This window comes from Polaromonas sp. (genome assembly GCF_029945925.1).
Taxonomy (GTDB): domain Bacteria; phylum Pseudomonadota; class Gammaproteobacteria; order Burkholderiales; family Burkholderiaceae_C; genus Polaromonas.
The window spans coordinates 1-15,695 of the sequence record NZ_JAQSDN010000058.1 but is presented as its reverse complement, the minus strand read 5'-3'; the positions used below and the strand labels follow the sequence as shown (position 1 = coordinate 15,695).

Sequence of the window (15,695 nt, the reverse complement as noted above, 5' to 3'; positions counted from 1 at the left end):
CAGATCGCCGCATCAACCGCCCTTCAGGCTCATACCTGAATTGGAAAATACTAGGGTGACAGGTTGAGAGTCGCAAGGGTCGAGGCTTGGTATCAAAATCTGAATAATGTTGCTTTAAGAACAATTATCCGGATACAATTATTCTTTTAGGAATAAAACTTAGCGTGTCAAAGTTGAATCCATTTCCTGTTTTACCGAAGATAGCGCTCTATGCGTTGGGTTCGCGCATTTCGCAGGCGAGGCGCGTCCGCGAAATGACGCAGACGGATCTCGCTCGCGCTGCGGACCTCGGTCTGAGTACGGTTGTAGACCTTGAAGCGGGAAAACCGGGGGTGAGCTTGGGCTCCCTAGCCAAGGTGATGGAGACATTGGGGCTTCTGGGGCAGCTTGATCAGGTCTTCGACCCGCACAAGGATCCTCAGTTCACTGAGCAAGCCATCCGCAAACTACCCAAGAGGGCGTAGGCTGATCATGGCTTCGACACCTATCTGGACTTGGCTACCTGATGCCACGGAGCCTACGCTCACCGGTGATTTCGAGCTTGAACAGGATCGAGGTGTCGTAAGGTACGAGCCTGCGTACATGGAAACGCCCCACGCCGTCCCATTGGATCCTGTTGCGCTGCCATTTACCAAGCGCATCAAAGGTAAGTCTTTTCAATCTAACGGTGGTATCCCAGGCGTGATTCTGGATGCTGCACCTGCGGGCTACGGCGCTGACCGCTTGAAAGCAGTGGCAAAACGGGAACTGAACGTCCTGGAGCTATTGCAGGCCGGCTTGGCTGATGGCGCCGGAGCCATAGAGGTCTGCGCCGATATCGGCCGAAAAATTGACACATGGCACCCCCCCGCGATCAAAGATCTGATGGATGTGGTCGAAGAGCTGGAGGACACCGCGCCGGCAAGTCAGGCTATTCGACGACTGCTTGAAGACGAATCGACCAGTGCTGGAGGAGAAAGGCCAAAAGTGACCGTTCAGGATGGCGAGCGTCTATGGCTGGCAAAGATGCAAGACCGAGGCGATGTCCCTCATCTGCCGGCAAAAGAATTCGTGGTGATGGATCTCGCCCGGGAAGCTGGCCTTTCTGTTCCCCAAATTCAGCTCTTGGGCGACGGAAAGCGAAAGGTCTATTTGATCGAGCGATTTGATCGCGGGGGCAGTCCATTCAAACCCACGCGGATGCACTACGCCAGCGCGCACACCATTCTTGGTCTGGATGGATCAGGCGATCATGATAACCCGCGTCGCTCTTACCTGGTGATCGCAGATATGCTTCGGCGCTGGCAAACAAAGTCCGCACACGTCGGCGACCTTCATGAACTGTGGCGCAGGATGACGTTCAACGCTTTGGTCGGCAATACGGACGATCACCCGCGCAATCACGCATTCATTTTTTCCAAAGGAATCTGGCGCCTGTCTCCTGCGTTCGATATTACGCCGCAGCCAAAGACGGCAGGGCTACTGAGCCTTGCGTGCGACGAGTACGGAAGTCGTGAATGCACTCCGGAGCGCCTGCTGCGATCAGCGAGCCACTTCGGGCTGGATATGGAAAGCGCGGCGGCTTGGCTTGGTCGGACTGCGGCCTTGGTTGCAAGCGAGTGGGCAAAACGAATGTATGCAGTGAATGTTGATGCTGATGCAATTAAATATGTTGCCCCGGCGTTCAAGCTGAGCCATGCGCTGGCGGAAAACGCAGACGCCATTTACAAGGCAGCCGAAGCAGCGTCCGTGAGACCAGACAGACGGCGTCGGCGATAAGCCCACGATCTTTTTTCAGCCGGACTACTACCAAGCCAAAGGGCAAAATTCCCCCATGAACTCCCTAGACGGCATCCGCATTCTCGACCTCTCCCGCGTGCTCGCGGGCCCCTGGTGTACCCAGACGTTGGCCGACCTGGGCGCCGACGTGATCAAGATCGAACGGCCCGGCACCGGTGACGACACGCGCACCTGGGGCCCGCCGTTTTTGCAGGACAGTGCGGGGGCCGACACGGCCGAGGCGGCTTATTACCTGGGTACGAACCGCAACAAGCGGTCGCTCACCTGCGACATTGCCAAGCCCGAGGGCCAGGCGCTGATCCGTGCGCTGGTGGCGCATTGCGATGTGTTTGTGGAGAACTTCAAGGTGGGCGACATGGCGCGGTATGGGCTGGACTATGCCTCGCTCAAAGCCATCAACCCGCGGCTGGTGTACTGCTCGGTCACCGGCTTCGGCCAGACCGGGCCGTATGCCGAACGCGCGGGGTACGACTACGCGATACAGGGCATGGGCGGGCTCATGAGTGTGACGGGTGAGCGTGACGATTTGGGCGGTGGGCCGCAGAAGGTGGGTGTGGCGGTGTCGGACCTGATGACCGGCATGTACGCGACCGTCGCCATTCTCGCCGCGCTGCGCCATGCCGAAAAAACCGGCGAGGGCCAGCAGGTGGACATGGCGCTGCTGGACACGCAGGTGGCCATGTTGGCGAACCTGGGCGCCAACTACCTGGTCAGCGGCAAGGTGCCGGGACGCGCGGGCAATGCGCACCAGAACATCGTGCCCTACCAGGTGTTCGAGGTCGCGCCCGCTGCGGACGGCACGAAGGATCATTTGATTCTGGCCGTCGGCAATGACAGCCAGTATGCGAAGTTCTGCACGGTGGCGAACATCCCGGAGCTGGCGACCAACCCGCTGTTCGCCAGGAACCGCGACCGCGTTCTCAACCGCGCGCAGTTGGTGCCGATTCTTGAAACCGTGATGAAAACGCGCAGCAAGGCGGACTGGCTGGCGGCGCTGGAAGCGGCCAAGGTGCCTTGCGGCGCCATCAACAACCTGGCCGAGGTGTTTGACGATCCGCAAATAGATGCGCGGCACATGATCACGCAGTGGCAGCACCCGTTAAAAAATCACTTGCGGTTGGTGTCCAGCCCGATCAAACTCAGTGTTACACCGGTACGCACCGACTTGCCGCCGCCCATGCTGGGCCAGCACACCGAGGAAGTCTTGCGCAGCGTGTTGAGCTACTCCGACGCGCAACTGTCTGACCTGAAACACAAAGAGGTGATCTGATGGCCAATTTTGTTCTGGTTCATGGCGCCTGGCACGGCGGCTGGTGCTGGCAGCGGGTCACGTTGGCGCTGCAGCAGCAGGGCCACCGCGTGCATGCGGTCACGCTGACCGGCCTGGGCGAACGCGCGCACCTGCTGGCGCCCAGCATCACGCTGGACACGCACATCGACGACGTGATCAGCGCCATCGAGGTGGAAGAGCTGCACGACGTCATTCTGGCGGTGCATTCCTACGCCGGCATGATAGGCACGGCCGTGGCCGACCGTCTCGGCAAACACCTGAAGCACCTGGTCTACGTCGATGCGGTGGTGCCCAAGCCCGGCGAAAGCTGGAGCAGCACGCAGTCGGCGGCGACGCAGCAGCAGCGCCTGACGGCCGCCCAGGCCTCGACGCGTTTCAGCTTTCCGCCGCCCGACCCCGAGGTGTTCGGTCTGCATGACGCCGACTACGCCTGGGTCAAGCGCCGGCAAACGCCGCACCCCGGTAACACCTACCAGGCGCCGCTGGACTTTGACGTGCAACGTGTCGCCGCCATCCCGCGCACTTTCGTCAATTGCACACAACCGGCCCTGGCCACCATCGAGCCCAGCCGCCTGCGCGTGAAGGATGCCAAGTTCTGGGACGGCGCCTGGTTGCCCAACTCCAAGATCGTGGAACTCAAGACCGGCCACGACCCGATGATCAGCGAGCCCGCCGGCTTGACCCGTATTCTTCTGGACTGCGCGGCATGATGCCTTTGCGCAGGCGCCACTCCTCAGCCGCGCTGGCAGGCGGGCTGGTGCTGCCTACGCTGGCGTAAGCGGCGAGGCGCCCCATGAACAACGCCGACTCCCTGAACGCGGCCATCCACGAAGAAGTGGCTTTGCAGGCCTATGACGACCGCTGGCCGGACAGGTTCGTGGCCGAGCGGGACCGGCTGCTGGCGCTGTTTCCGCTCATTTTTGTCGACATCGAACACATCGGAAGCACAGCCGTCCCCGGGCTGGTGGCCAAGCCCATTGTGGACCTGCTGGCAGGTGTCGAAACGATGGCCATGGCCAGATCGCTGACCGAACCGCTGCGTGAGGCGGGCTACACCACGTCGGCAGAATTCAACGCCACGCTGACGGACCGCCAGTGGTTCATGCGCTGGGCCGACGGACACCGCACGCACCACCTGCACATTGTTGTGCACGGCGGTCCGGTGTGGACCCGGCATTTGCACTTTCGCGATGCGCTGCGCGCCAGCCCCGTGCTTGCGGCGCGTTATGCCGCCCTCAAGGCCGAGCTGGCGGTCCGGCACCCGACCGACCGCGAGGCCTACACCAACGCCAAGACTGCGTTTGTGAACTCGCTGTCGGACCCCAACTGAGTGACCCCGCGGGAGTGGGCGGAGCCCGCAGTTGCTCCTATTTTGATAGCTGCTCTCGCCCGCATCCATTAGGCTATAGGCCACTTTTATGTATAAAGACGCGGCCGACGCATTTTGCGCGGCCGGCAGGCGTTCGGTCACGGGCGTGATGGCAAAAGGGCCAGCGACTGCCAGAGCGGCAGTCGCTGCTTTGCCTGCGGGCGGGCTGCCCGCGGGTTCGGGTCCTGGCCGGGAAACCTAGAAGCGCCAGCCAAGGCCCACGCCGAACAGGAGCGGGTCGATCTTGAATTTTCTCAAACTGACGCCACCCGCCGACCGTCCGTGCGGATATAGACCTTTTTCACATCAAAGTTCAGGTACATGTTGCCGCGCAAAGTTTCGACGCGTCTTCAAGGTAACCGGGCAAAGGAATGCGAACTTTCGGGTTGCCGAGGAATCCATCTGTCTTGCCCAGCAGGGCCACGGCCGCCAAGGCGCCTTTTTCGAGGGCGGTTTTCAGGCCGCTGGACGCTTCTGCGCTGCTCAGCTCCCCCAGCGACAGGGCCTGCGCCTGCTGGTAGGTGGTCAGAATCAGCATGCCGAGTGCACTGAGGCTGGCCTGGTTAAAATTGCGATGTTGCATGACGAGGCCCCTTCCGATGAGTTCAGTTTCAAGCGCAGTATGCCGCATCGCCCTCGCCTCGGCGCTGGTGCTGGGCACCCTTGCCGGCCTGGCCGGCTGTGGCGGCGCGCAGCTGGCCCCAGAGTCGACTTTTGTGCTGCTCGACGGCAGCAAGAAGACGACGGCGGACCTCAAGGGCAAGGTCACCCTGGTCAACTTCTGGGCCACCAGCTGCGTGACCTGCGTGGCAGAAATGCCCAAGATCATCTCCACCTACAACAAGTACCAGAGCCAGGGTTATGACACGCTGGCCGTAGCCATGAGTTACGACCCGCCGAGTTACGTCGTCAACTACGCCGAAACGCGCAAACTGCCGTTCAAGGTGGCTATCGACAACACCGGCGCGGTGGCCAAGGCCTGGGGTGATGTGCAACTCACACCGACCACCTATGTGGTCAACAAACGCGGCGAAATCGTCAAGCAGTACGTCGGCGAGCCGGACTTTGCGGCCCTGCACCAGCTGATCGAGAAGCTGCTGGCCGAAACCTGAACACCGGACTGGCATGGCATCCGGCACCAAGCTATGGGGCGCACTGCAGCGTACCGCGTTGGCGGCCTTGGGGCTGGGCGCCGCGGTCATGCTGCCGCCTGGCATCGCTTTCGCCAGTTCGCAGCTGGCGCTGGACAAGGGCTGCTACAAATGCCATGGCAATCCACCCAAAAAGAATGCCCCGACCTTCGCCGAGCTGAGCTCGCGTTACGCCATGCATCGCAATAACGCCGGCGCTGAGAGCGCTCTGGTCGAGAAGCTGCGCCAAGGCACCTTCTTCGGCCACATCGATGCCCATGAGCGCTTAAGCCAGGAAAACGCGCAACGACTGATACGCTGGATCATTGAGGGTGGGCCCTGATGCCGCCCAGAACCACCCGATTCCCAGCGTGAGGGTGCGGGCCAAGCCGCCTCCATCCTGGGCTCCGCTCAAAGAAAAAGGCCAGCTTCTTCAAAGAGGCTGGCCTTTTTTTCTGTTCGATCAGGCCGCAGGGGCTGATCCAGCATCACGCTAGCCCGCAGGCCACGCAATCACTTGTTCCGGAACGCGTCGTGGCATGCCTTGCAGGTATCGGCGGTTGCGGCGAAAGCCGTTTTCAGGCTGTCGAGGTTGCCGGTCTTGCTGGCGGCAGCAAGCTTGGTGGTTTCCGTCTGCAGCTTGTCGCTGTGTTCCTTGAACTTGGCCTGCTCGGTCCAGATTTCGGGCTTGGCCTTGGTGTTGCCACCCATGTCCGTGCCCGCGCCGAAGCCGGCCCAGGGAAGTTTGGCCATGGCGGCCACGATCTCGGCATTGTCGGCGGCGACTTTGGCGTCGTAAGGTGCACGGCCGGATGCCATAGCGCCGACGCGGCTGAAATGCGTGCCCATCACGGACAGTGCGCTCTGTCGGTACTTGATGGCGTCTTCAGGTTTGGCGAACTGGGCAGAGGCCGGCGCGGCCAGGGCGAGCAGGGTGGCAGCGGCTGCAATACAGGCAAAAGCTTTCATTTATTTTTCCTCGTGGTTTTGTACATGTTCTGGCGATGGGGCAGTGCTTCCCGATAGACTGCCAGTCAAAGGAGCCCTTTCCCGGATGCAAAGTTCCGCCGGAACTAAAGGACTAGGGTAAGCACCAAGGAAAAGCGGCCGGGCGCTGAACCCGACGCATGAAACATACCATGGCTGCATGACGGCCCAACCAGCAGACACAACAAGAGGAGTCACGCATGAGCCAGCACATCCACAAAATACGCGTCTGGGACCTGCCCACACGGCTTTTTCACTGGGCACTGGTCGCGGCTGTGGTCGGGCTGGCGATCACCGGCACGATAGGCGGCAATACCATGGTCTGGCACTTCCGCTTCGGGTACTCGGTGCTGACGCTGCTGCTGTTTCGCATCGTCTGGGGGCTGGTGGGCGGTCGCTGGTCCCGTTTTGGGGCGTTCATTTATTCGCCGGCCAGCGTGATCAACTACCTCAAGGGAAAAGGCAAGCCCGAACACGGCATCGGGCACAGCCCCATCGGCGCCGGTTCGGTTTTCGCCATGCTGGGCTTCCTGCTGGCCCAGGTCGGCACCGGCTTGCTCAGCGACGACGAAATCGCCTTTGCGGGTCCGCTGACCCGGTTTGTCTCCAACGCCACCGTCGGCCTGGCGACCGACTATCACAAGAACATCGGCAGGTGGATTCTGCTGGCTCTGGTGGTGCTGCACATCGTGGCCATCGTGTTCTACCTGTGGCGCAAACACAATCTGGTGGGCGCCATGCTGCATGGCGACAAGGAGCTGGTGACAGCCGTACCCGCCTCGCGTGACGACACGGCCTCCCGGCTGCTGGCCCTGGGGGTGCTGCTGGTTTGCGCGGCCGGAGTCTACTGGATCAGCAGCCTGGGCGCACCCGCGTTCTGACACGGCCTGTAACGCAGACCCGGGCAAGTCCCGGTCGGGGCGCAGAAAAATCCCGATACACTGGGTTCGACTTCACCGCGCCATGTCTGCTTCTTCTCCCACTATCGAGTTCATCACCCCGGCCACGCCGGAACAGCTGGCGGCAACACGCCTGATTTTCCAGGAGTACGCCAACCAGCTGGGCGTCGACCTCTGCTTCCAGAACTTTGAGGCCGAGCTGGCCGGCCTGCCAGGCGACTATGCGCCGCCCCAAGGCTGCCTGCTGTTGGCCCTGCTGGATGGCGAGATTACCGGCTGCTGCGCGATGCGCCCGTTGGAGACGGTGGACTACCCCAACGCCTGCGAGATGAAACGGCTGTATGTGCGCCCGGGCTTTCGCCGCTTCGGGCTGGGACGGCAACTCGTCGAAGCGGTGCTGGATGCCGCGCGCATCGCGGGTTACCACAGCCTCCTGCTCGACACCCTCAACGACATGGAGGCGGCAAGGGCGCTGTACGAAGATCTGGGCTTCAAGGACATCCCGCCCTACTACCACAACCCGATAGCGGGCGCTCACTACCTGAAGGTGGATTTGTAGTGAAATCAGGCTCTAGCCCTGATCTAACGGGCGTTAGCAGCTACTTTTTTCATAGCATCTGAGCAAAAACTCCCGCCGCCGGCTGCTCACAAAAAAGCCGCAGATCCTGCGATCTGCGGCTTGTCTGCCTAAACAGTCCGGCGTGTCCGGACAGGGGCTCAGCCCTTGGCTTGTGCCAGCAGGGTGCCAGCGTCGCTGACTTCAAACTTGCCGGGGCCTTCCACGTTCAGCGCGGCGACTTTGCCGTCTTTGACCAGCATCGAATAACGGTTGCTGCGCAAGCCCATGCCGCGTGCGGTCAGGTCCAGTGTCAGGCCCGTGGCCTTGGCGAAGTCGGCGCTGCCGTCGGCCAGCATGCGGACCTTGGTACCGGTCTTCTGGTCGCGCGCCCAGGCGCCCATCACGAAAGCATCATTGACACTCACGCACCAGATCTCGTCCACACCGGCAGCCTTGAGCTCGTCGCATTTCTCGACATAACCCGGCACATGCTTTGCGGAGCAGGTCGGCGTGTACGCGCCCGGCAGGCCAAACAGCGCAATGGTTTTGCCGGCCGCCGCCTTGCTCACTTCGACGGGATTGGGGCCGATGCTGCAGCCATTGCCCTCGACTTCCGAAAATTCCATCAGCGTGGCTGCCGGAAGGGTGTCGCCTACTTTGATCATGGTGTCTCCTGAATGAGGGGGTTGAAAACGAACAGCCGCCATTCTCAACGATTTGGGCGAGGTCGTTTACCGGCCGATGAAAGCCCCGCGGCATGCTACGGGTGGCCCCTGATGACGGATGAAAGCAGAAACAAAAACGGCCCACTGCGTGGGCCGTTTTTGATGACTTGCGGTCAAACCCGGAAGGTTCAGACCACAGCAGCCTTTTCAAGCAACTTGGTCACAACCCAGTTCTTGGTCTTGGAGATCGGGCGGCTTTCGGTGATCTCGATCAGGTCACCCGTCTTGTACTCGCCCTTTTCGTCATGGGCGTGGTACTTGCTCGACAGGGACACGATCTTGCCGTACAGCTCGTGCTTGACGCGACGCTCGACCAGCACCGTCACCGTTTTCGCGCGCTTGTCGCTGACCACACGGCCAACCAGGGTGCGCTTGAGGGATTTTTTAGCTTCCGTCATTATTTCGCTCCTTGCTTGACGATGGTCTCGGCCAGAATGGTTTTGGCGCGAGCGATGTCACGGCGCGCAGAACGCAGCGTGGCGGTGTTGGTGAGTTGTTGCGTGGCTTTTTGCATGCGCAGGCCAAAGTGGGCTTTTTGCAGCTCTTTGACTTCGGTTTGCAGGCCGGCAACGTCTTTTTTGCGCAGTTCAGTAGATTTGGTCATTGTCATTTCCCCTTACTGGCCAATCATGCGGCTGACGAAGGTGGTGCGCAGCGGCAGCTTGGCAGATGCCAGGCGGAACGCTTCGCGAGCCAGTTCTTCGGGCACACCGACGATTTCAAAAACGATCTTGCCGGGCTGGATTTCAGCCACGTAGTACTCGGGATTGCCTTTACCGTTACCCATACGCACTTCAGCAGGCTTTTGGGAAATCGGCTTGTCCGGGAAGACACGGATCCAGATACGGCCGCCACGTTTGACGTGACGGGAAATCGCACGACGTGCGGCTTCGATTTGACGAGCAGTGAGGCGACCGCGGTCGGTACACTTCAGACCGAAATCACCGAATGCCACCGAGTTGCCTCGTGTAGCGATGCCGGTGTTACGGCCTTTTTGCTCTTTGCGATATTTTCTGCGAGCGGGTTGCAGCATTTGTATTCTCCGTAGTTAGACCGATTACTCGGTCTTGGCACCGTCAGCTGCTGCAGCTGGCGCGGCTTTGCGGACGCGCTTAACGGTGGTTTTCGGGGCGTCGCTACCAGGGGTAGCTTCGGCCGGTTTGTCGCTGCCGTCCGCAGGGGCCGTATTCACGCCACCGACGGGGCCGCGCGCAGGACGGGCGGCACCACGGGGAGCTGGACGGTCGGTGCGGTCACCAGGACGTGCATCGCGACGCGGGCCGCGAGGCTTGCGTTCTTCATCCGAAGGTGCGGCATCCAGACGGGCGCCCGGCGAGTCGCCGCGGCCCAGGGTGTCGCCCTTGTAGACCCAGACCTTGACGCCGATCACACCATAGGTGGTCTTGGCTTCAGAGGTGCCGTAGTCGATGTCGGCGCGCAGGGTGTGAAGGGGCACGCGACCTTCGCGGTACCACTCGCAACGAGCGATTTCAATGCCGTTCAAGCGGCCGGACGACATGATCTTGATGCCCAGGGCACCCAGACGCATGGCGTTTTGCATGGCGCGCTTCATCGCACGGCGGAACATGATGCGTTTTTCAAGCTGCTGGGTGATGCTGTCTGCGATCAGCTTGGCATCAATTTCAGGCTTGCGAACTTCTTCGATGTTCACGGCGACCGGCACGCCCAGCTGGCGGCTCAGTTCTTTCTTGAGGTTCTCGATGTCCTCGCCTTTTTTGCCGATCACAACGCCCGGACGTGCCGAGTAAATCGTGATGCGGGCGTTCTTGGCGGGGCGCTCGATGAGAACGCGCGACACCGCAGCGTTCTTCAGCTTGGCTTTCAGGTACTCGCGAACCTTGATGTCTTCGGCCAGCATGCCGGCGAAGTCTTTGTTGCTCGCGTACCAGCGGCTGGACCAGTTACGGCTGATGGAAAGGCGGAACCCGGTTGGGTTGATTTTTTGTCCCATATCCTGTCTGCCTTCTTAATTGCCAACCACAACGTACACATGGCACGTGGGCTTGCTGATACGGTTGCCGCGGCCCTTGGCGCGCGCCGAGAAACGCTTGAGCGTGGTGCCTTGTTCGACGTAGATGGTTTTCACCTTCAACTCGTCGATGTCGGCGCCATCGTTGTGTTCAGCGTTGGCGATAGCCGACTCGACCACCTTCTTGATGATTCCGGCAGCTTTTTTCTGCGTGAAGTTCAAGATGTTGAGCGCCTGATCCACTTTTTTGCCGCGGATCAGGTCAGCGACCAGACGGCCCTTGTCGACCGACAGACGAACGCCCCGGAGGGTTGCACGTGTTTCCATGGTCTTTCCTTACTTTCTCACAACTTTTTTGTCAGCCGGATGACCTTTGAAAGTCCGGGTGAGTGCGAACTCGCCCAGCTTGTGGCCAACCATTTGATCGGTGATGTAGACAGGGACGTGCTGCTTGCCGTTGTGCACGGCGATGGTCAGGCCGATGAACTCGGGCAGGATCATGGAGCGGCGCGACCAGGTCTTGATCGGCTTTTTGTCTTTGTTGGTAACGGCTTTATCAGCCTTGACTACCAGGTGCTGGTCGACAAAGGGACCTTTTTTGAGTGAACGTGTCATGGGTTAGCCTTACTTCTTGCGACGCGAAACAATCATCACTTGCGTGCGCTTGTTGTTGCGGGTGCGGTAGCCTTTGGTCAGGTTACCCCATGGATCGACAGGATGGCGGCCTTCGCCGGTCTTGCCTTCGCCACCACCGTGCGGGTGATCGACCGGGTTCATCACCACACCGCGAACGGTCGGGCGGATACCCATCCAGCGCTTGACACCGGCCTTGCCCAAACGGCGCAGGCTGTGCTCTTCGTTGGCGACCTCGCCAATCGTGGCGCGGCATTCAACGTGGATCTTGCGCACTTCACCGGAGCGCATGCGCACTTGGGCGTAGATGCCTTCGCGAGCCAGCAGCGTCGCCGATGTACCGGCCGAACGTGCAATCTGCGCGCCCTTGCCAATTTGCATCTCGATGCAGTGAATCGTCGAGCCCACCGGAATGTTGCGGATCGGCAGGGTGTTGCCAACGCGGATCGGAGCCTCGGCACCGCTGATCAGCGTGGCGCCAACTTCAAGGCCGCGGGGGGCAATGATGTAAGCGCGCTCGCCGTCGGCGTAGCAGATCAGCGCAATATGGGCCGTGCGGTTGGGGTCGTACTCGATACGTTCGACCTTGGCCGGAATGGCGTCCTTGTTGCGCTTGAAGTCCACCACACGGTAGTGGTGCTTGTGACCGCCACCTTTGTGGCGCGTCGTGATGTGCCCGTTGTTGTTACGGCCGGCCTTCTGGAATTGTGGCTCCAGCAGCGGCGCGTAAGGCTCACCCTTGTGCAGGTGATCCCGGGAAATCTTCACCATCCCGCGCATGCCGGGGGAGGTGGGTTTCATTTTAATGACAGCCATGATTACGCAGCCTCCCCACCGATGTTCAGCTCTTGACCGGGCTTCAGCGTCACATAGGCTTTACGGATGTTGTCCCGACGGCCAGTGGATTTGCCAAAACGCTTGGTCTTGCCTTTTTGGTTGAGTACAGAAACGGCCTTGACGTCCACCTTGAACATCAATTCCACAGCGGCCTTGATTTCGGGTTTGGTGGCGTCCTGCAGGACCTTGAACAGCACGGCGTTGGATTTGTCCGCGACCATGGTTGCCTTTTCAGACACGATGGGGGCGACCAGCACCTGCATCAGGCGGCCTTCGTCAAATTTTGGTTTGGTGTTCACGGCGCTCATGCAAACATCTCCTTGAGTTTGTCCATGGCGGCCTTGGTGACCAGAACCTTTTTGTAGTGAACCAGCGACAGCGGATCCGCGTAGCGGGGTTCGACCACAAGAATGTTCACCAGATTGCGTGAAGCCAGGTACAGGTTTTCATCAACCTCGTCAGCGATGACCAGCACCGATTTGAGGTTCATGGCCTTGAATTTGTCAGCCAGGACTTTGGTCTTGGGCGAATCCACGGTCAATGAGTCCACCACAGCCAGACGGCCTTCACGTGCCAACTGGGAGAAGATCGAAGCCATGCCGGCGCGATACATCTTCTTGTTGATTTTCTGCGTGAAGTTTTCGTCAGGCATGTTCGGGAAAATGCGACCGCCTCCGCGCCACAGCGGGGAAGAAGTCATACCGGCGCGAGCGCGGCCAGTACCCTTTTGCTTGAACGGCTTTTTCGTCGAGTGCTTGACCTGCTCACGGTCTTTCTGGGCACGCGTTCCCTGGCGGGCGTTGGCCTGGAAGGCCACGACCACCTGGTGAATCAGGCTTTCGTTGTATTCGCGACCAAAAACGGTATCGGGCACGTCCACTTTGGACGAAGCCAGACCCTGGTCATTCAGGAGTTCGACCTGCATCAGTTCGCTCCTTGGGCAGCGGTTGGTTTGGCCTTGATGGCGGCGCGAACCGTCACAAAACCACCTTTGGAACCAGGCACAGCGCCACGGATCATCAGCAGCTGACGGGCTTCGTCAATGCGCACGATGTCGAGGTTTTGCGTGGTCTTGGTGACGTCACCGAGGTGGCCCGTCATGCGTTTACCGGGAAACACGCGACCGGGATCCTGCGCCATACCGATGGAGCCGGGAACGTTGTGCGAACGGCTGTTACCGTGCGACGCGCGCTGCGAGCTCATCTTGTGACGCTTGATGGTGCCGGCAAAGCCTTTACCAATGGAGGTGCCCTGCACGTCCACTTTTTGGCCGACCGCAAACACGTCAGCAGCGGGCACAACAGTACCAGCGGCATATTTGCCTGCGACGTCAGCCGTCACGCGGAATTCTTTCAGGATTTCACCGGCTTCAACGCCTGCTTTCGCAAGGTGGCCAGCGGCCGGCTTGGTGATACGCGACGCTTTGCGCGCACCAAATGCCACTTGCAGGGCATCGTAGCCGTCGTTTGCTTGGGTTTTCACCTGGGTCACACGGTTGTTAGACACATCTACCACTGTGACAGGAACGGTATCCCCATCATCAGTGAACAGACGCATCATGCCCACCTTGCGGCCCAGCAACCCGAGGGAGTTGCTCAGACTCATGCTTTTTTCTCCGTAACTTCCACCGCTGCGACTTCAATTGGCCGCAGACGTTTTGATGTGAAAGACTGTTAATAAAACTGCCCCACCCATGCACAGCATGTTCAGGACAGCCCAAGAGTATAGCGCAGACTGCCAGTGATGGCAAATCTGCGCTGAAACCTGGTTTTTTGGGGTTCCGGCTTTCGCCGGAACCCCTCTTCTTGCTTACTGCAGCTTGATTTCGACGTCCACACCGGCGGGCAGATCGAGCTTCATCAACGCGTCAACGGTTTTGTCCGTCGGGTCAACGATGTCCATCAGGCGCTGGTGCGTGCGGATTTCCAGCTGGTCGCGACTCGTCTTGTTGACGTGGGGCGAACGCAGGATGTCAAAACGCTTCATGCGGGTCGGCAGGGGCACGGGGCCCTTGACGATCGCGCCGGTGCGCTTGGCGGTATCCACAATCTCGGCGGCCGACTGGTCGATCAGTTTGTAGTCAAACGCCTTCAGGCGGATGCGGATTTTTTGCTTGGTAGCCATGGTAATTCCTTAAATGTGGAGCGAATTACGCAATGATCTTGGCCACGACACCGGCGCCGACGGTTTTGCCGCCCTCGCGGATGGCGAAACGCAGACCCTCTTCCATGGCGATCGGGTTGATCAGCTTGACGGTGATCGACACGTTGTCGCCTGGCATGACCATTTCCTTGCCTTCTGGCAACTCGATCGCACCGGTCACGTCCGTCGTGCGGAAGTAGAACTGGGGACGGTAGTTGTTGAAGAAAGGGGTGTGGCGGCCGCCCTCGTCCTTGCTCAGAACGTAGATCTCGCCGGTGAAGTGGGTGTGCGGCTTGATTGAACCGGGCTTGCACAGCACCTGACCGCGCTGGACGTCTTCACGCTTGGTGCCGCGCAGCAGGATACCGACGTTGTCGCCGGCTTGGCCCTGGTCGAGCAGCTTGCGGAACATTTCCACACCGGTGCAGATGGTTTTCTGGGTGTCGGCAATACCGACGATCTCGATCTCTTCACCGACCTTGACCACACCGCGCTCGATACGGCCGGTCACGACGGTGCCGCGGCCGGAGATGGAGAACACGTCTTCGACGGGCATCAGGAAGGCGCCGTCCACGGCACGCTCTGGCAGGGGGATGTAGGTGTCCAGGGCTTCTGCGAGCTTGAGGATGGCCTGCTCGCCCAGGGGACCTTTGTCGCCTTCCATGGCGAGTTTGGCCGAGCCGTGGATGATGGGGGTGGCATCGCCGGGGAAGTCGTATTTGTCGAGCAGCTCGCGCACTTCCATTTCAACGAGTTCGAGCAGTTCGGCGTCGTCGACCATGTCGCATTTGTTCAAAAACACGATGATGTATGGCACGCCGACCTGGCGGGCCAGCAGGATGTGCTCGCGGGTCTGGGGCATGGGGCCGTCAGCGGCGGAACACACCAAAATGGCGCCGTCCATCTGGGCAGCGCCGGTGATCATGTTTTTCACATAGTCGGCGTGGCCGGGGCAATCCACGTGGGCGTAGTGGCGATTCGCCGTTTCGTACTCGACGTGGGCGGTGTTGATGGTGATGCCGCGGGCTTTTTCTTCCGGCGCCGCGTCGATCTGGTCGTAACCCTTGGCTTCGCCACCGAATTTGGCTGCGAGCACGGTCGTGATCGCTGCCGTCAGGGTGGTCTTGCCATGGTCAACGTGTCCAATCGTGCCTACGTTGACGTGCGGTTTGGTCCGCTCAAATTTGCCTTTTGCCATTTTTCGACTCCAAATACCTTAAGGATTTACTTACGAAATTTGTCACACCACTGCCACCCCACCAGCCACGCCGGCACACTGTGCCGACCATGCACCCATGAAATGGTGCCCATTCCGGGAATCGGACCCGGGACCTCTCCCTTACCAAGGGAGTGC

The 15,695-nt window shown here is 60.2% G+C and carries 23 protein-coding genes and 1 pseudogene; 9 read left to right on the top strand and 15 right to left on the bottom strand.

All coding sequences use genetic code 11. From position 1 onward, the window contains the following. The first annotated feature begins 164 nt into the window (after window positions 1–164). The 5 genes from PSV40_RS19610 to PSV40_RS19590 all read left to right on the top strand — a co-directional run bounded on the left by PSV40_RS19610 (window position 165) and on the right by PSV40_RS19590 (window position 4,400). Complete coding sequence (locus PSV40_RS19610; RefSeq protein WP_300541036.1) at window positions 165–464, top strand: helix-turn-helix domain-containing protein; 300 nt, start codon at window positions 165–167, stop codon at window positions 462–464. A 118-nt stretch (window positions 465–582) separates the two neighbouring features. Continuing rightward, window positions 583–1,758 carry a type II toxin-antitoxin system HipA family toxin gene (locus PSV40_RS19605; RefSeq protein WP_300541034.1) on the top strand — a complete coding sequence of 392 codons (1,176 nt, stop codon included), beginning with the start codon at window positions 583–585 and terminating at the stop codon, window positions 1,756–1,758. Window positions 1,759–1,813: 55 nt separating this feature from the next. After that, window positions 1,814–3,049: a CaiB/BaiF CoA-transferase family protein gene (locus PSV40_RS19600; RefSeq protein WP_300541032.1), complete on the top strand. Its 1,236-nt coding sequence runs from the start codon at window positions 1,814–1,816 to the stop codon at window positions 3,047–3,049. Continuing rightward, window positions 3,049–3,780 carry an alpha/beta hydrolase family protein gene (locus tag PSV40_RS19595; protein ID WP_300541030.1) on the top strand — a complete coding sequence of 244 codons (732 nt, stop codon included), beginning with the start codon at window positions 3,049–3,051 and terminating at the stop codon, window positions 3,778–3,780. Before PSV40_RS19600 ends, PSV40_RS19595 begins: the two co-directional genes overlap by 1 nt. A gap of 83 nt (window positions 3,781–3,863) precedes the next feature. Continuing rightward, entirely contained in the window at window positions 3,864–4,400 is a 537-nt protein-coding gene (locus PSV40_RS19590; protein WP_300541028.1) for a GrpB family protein, read from the top strand. Window positions 4,401–4,773: 373 nt separating this feature from the next. Here the strand turns inward: PSV40_RS19590 and PSV40_RS19585 are convergent. Then, window positions 4,774–5,022 (bottom strand): annotated as a pseudogene (locus PSV40_RS19585) (DUF4197 family protein); the annotation flags it as partial. A 16-nt stretch (window positions 5,023–5,038) separates the two neighbouring features. On the opposite strand from PSV40_RS19585, the gene PSV40_RS19580 reads away from it, so the two are divergent. Both PSV40_RS19580 and PSV40_RS19575 read left to right on the top strand, forming a co-directional pair. Next, window positions 5,039–5,551 (top strand): TlpA disulfide reductase family protein, encoded by a 513-nt coding sequence (locus PSV40_RS19580; RefSeq protein ID WP_293596133.1) that lies wholly within the window; start codon window positions 5,039–5,041, stop codon window positions 5,549–5,551. Between the two features lie 13 nt (window positions 5,552–5,564). Then, on the top strand, window positions 5,565–5,912 hold the full coding sequence (locus PSV40_RS19575) for a hypothetical protein (RefSeq protein WP_300541026.1): 348 nt from the start codon (window positions 5,565–5,567) through the stop codon (window positions 5,910–5,912). 170 nt (window positions 5,913–6,082) lie between these two features. On the opposite strand, the gene PSV40_RS19570 is transcribed toward PSV40_RS19575, so the two are convergent. Further along, window positions 6,083–6,538 (bottom strand): cytochrome c, encoded by a 456-nt coding sequence (locus PSV40_RS19570; RefSeq protein WP_300541024.1) that lies wholly within the window; start codon window positions 6,536–6,538, stop codon window positions 6,083–6,085. Between the two features lie 218 nt (window positions 6,539–6,756). Here PSV40_RS19570 and PSV40_RS19565 point away from each other — a divergent pair, with 218 nt between their 5' ends. Further along, window positions 6,757–7,437: a cytochrome b/b6 domain-containing protein gene (locus PSV40_RS19565; RefSeq protein ID WP_300541022.1), complete on the top strand. Its 681-nt coding sequence runs from the start codon at window positions 6,757–6,759 to the stop codon at window positions 7,435–7,437. An 82-nt stretch (window positions 7,438–7,519) separates the two neighbouring features. Then, entirely contained in the window at window positions 7,520–8,014 is a 495-nt protein-coding gene (locus tag PSV40_RS19560) for a GNAT family N-acetyltransferase (RefSeq protein WP_300541020.1), read from the top strand. 158 nt (window positions 8,015–8,172) lie between these two features. On the opposite strand, the gene PSV40_RS19555 is transcribed toward PSV40_RS19560, so the two are convergent. The 13 genes from PSV40_RS19555 to tuf form a co-directional block, all read right to left on the bottom strand. Then, window positions 8,173–8,679, bottom strand: coding sequence for a peroxiredoxin (locus PSV40_RS19555; RefSeq protein WP_300541018.1), 507 nt, complete (start codon window positions 8,677–8,679; stop codon window positions 8,173–8,175). Window positions 8,680–8,867: 188 nt separating this feature from the next. Continuing rightward, window positions 8,868–9,137 carry a 30S ribosomal protein S17 gene (gene rpsQ, locus PSV40_RS19550; protein ID WP_096671113.1) on the bottom strand — a complete coding sequence of 90 codons (270 nt, stop codon included), beginning with the start codon at window positions 9,135–9,137 and terminating at the stop codon, window positions 8,868–8,870. After that, complete coding sequence (rpmC, locus tag PSV40_RS19545) at window positions 9,137–9,343, bottom strand: 50S ribosomal protein L29 (RefSeq protein WP_096671169.1); 207 nt, start codon at window positions 9,341–9,343, stop codon at window positions 9,137–9,139. The genes rpsQ and rpmC overlap by 1 nt, the downstream gene beginning before the upstream one ends. A 12-nt stretch (window positions 9,344–9,355) precedes the next feature. After that, window positions 9,356–9,772, bottom strand: a complete 417-nt coding sequence (gene rplP / locus PSV40_RS19540; RefSeq protein ID WP_077593716.1) for a 50S ribosomal protein L16 — start codon at window positions 9,770–9,772, stop codon at window positions 9,356–9,358. A 24-nt stretch (window positions 9,773–9,796) separates the two neighbouring features. Beyond that, window positions 9,797–10,711: a 30S ribosomal protein S3 gene (rpsC, locus tag PSV40_RS19535; RefSeq protein ID WP_300541015.1), complete on the bottom strand. Its 915-nt coding sequence runs from the start codon at window positions 10,709–10,711 to the stop codon at window positions 9,797–9,799. Window positions 10,712–10,726: 15 nt separating this feature from the next. Continuing rightward, window positions 10,727–11,056 carry a 50S ribosomal protein L22 gene (gene rplV / locus PSV40_RS19530; RefSeq protein WP_077593714.1) on the bottom strand — a complete coding sequence of 110 codons (330 nt, stop codon included), beginning with the start codon at window positions 11,054–11,056 and terminating at the stop codon, window positions 10,727–10,729. Between the two features lie 9 nt (window positions 11,057–11,065). After that, entirely contained in the window at window positions 11,066–11,344 is a 279-nt protein-coding gene (gene rpsS, locus PSV40_RS19525) for a 30S ribosomal protein S19 (RefSeq protein WP_300541013.1), read from the bottom strand. A 9-nt stretch (window positions 11,345–11,353) separates the two neighbouring features. After that, complete coding sequence (gene rplB, locus PSV40_RS19520) at window positions 11,354–12,178, bottom strand: 50S ribosomal protein L2 (protein WP_300541011.1); 825 nt, start codon at window positions 12,176–12,178, stop codon at window positions 11,354–11,356. 2 nt (window positions 12,179–12,180) lie between these two features. Beyond that, window positions 12,181–12,507, bottom strand: a complete 327-nt coding sequence (rplW, locus tag PSV40_RS19515; protein ID WP_077593711.1) for a 50S ribosomal protein L23 — start codon at window positions 12,505–12,507, stop codon at window positions 12,181–12,183. Further along, window positions 12,504–13,124 (bottom strand): 50S ribosomal protein L4, encoded by a 621-nt coding sequence (rplD, locus tag PSV40_RS19510; RefSeq protein ID WP_077593710.1) that lies wholly within the window; start codon window positions 13,122–13,124, stop codon window positions 12,504–12,506. The genes rplW and rplD overlap by 4 nt, the downstream gene beginning before the upstream one ends. Further along, on the bottom strand, window positions 13,124–13,804 hold the full coding sequence (rplC, locus tag PSV40_RS19505) for a 50S ribosomal protein L3 (RefSeq protein ID WP_300541008.1): 681 nt from the start codon (window positions 13,802–13,804) through the stop codon (window positions 13,124–13,126). Before rplC ends, rplD begins: the two co-directional genes overlap by 1 nt. A 204-nt stretch (window positions 13,805–14,008) precedes the next feature. Next, window positions 14,009–14,323 carry a 30S ribosomal protein S10 gene (rpsJ, locus tag PSV40_RS19500; RefSeq protein ID WP_007838118.1) on the bottom strand — a complete coding sequence of 105 codons (315 nt, stop codon included), beginning with the start codon at window positions 14,321–14,323 and terminating at the stop codon, window positions 14,009–14,011. Between the two features lie 25 nt (window positions 14,324–14,348). Next, on the bottom strand, window positions 14,349–15,539 hold the full coding sequence (gene tuf, locus PSV40_RS19495; RefSeq protein WP_300541006.1) for an elongation factor Tu: 1,191 nt from the start codon (window positions 15,537–15,539) through the stop codon (window positions 14,349–14,351). Window positions 15,540–15,695: the final 156 nt, after the last annotated feature.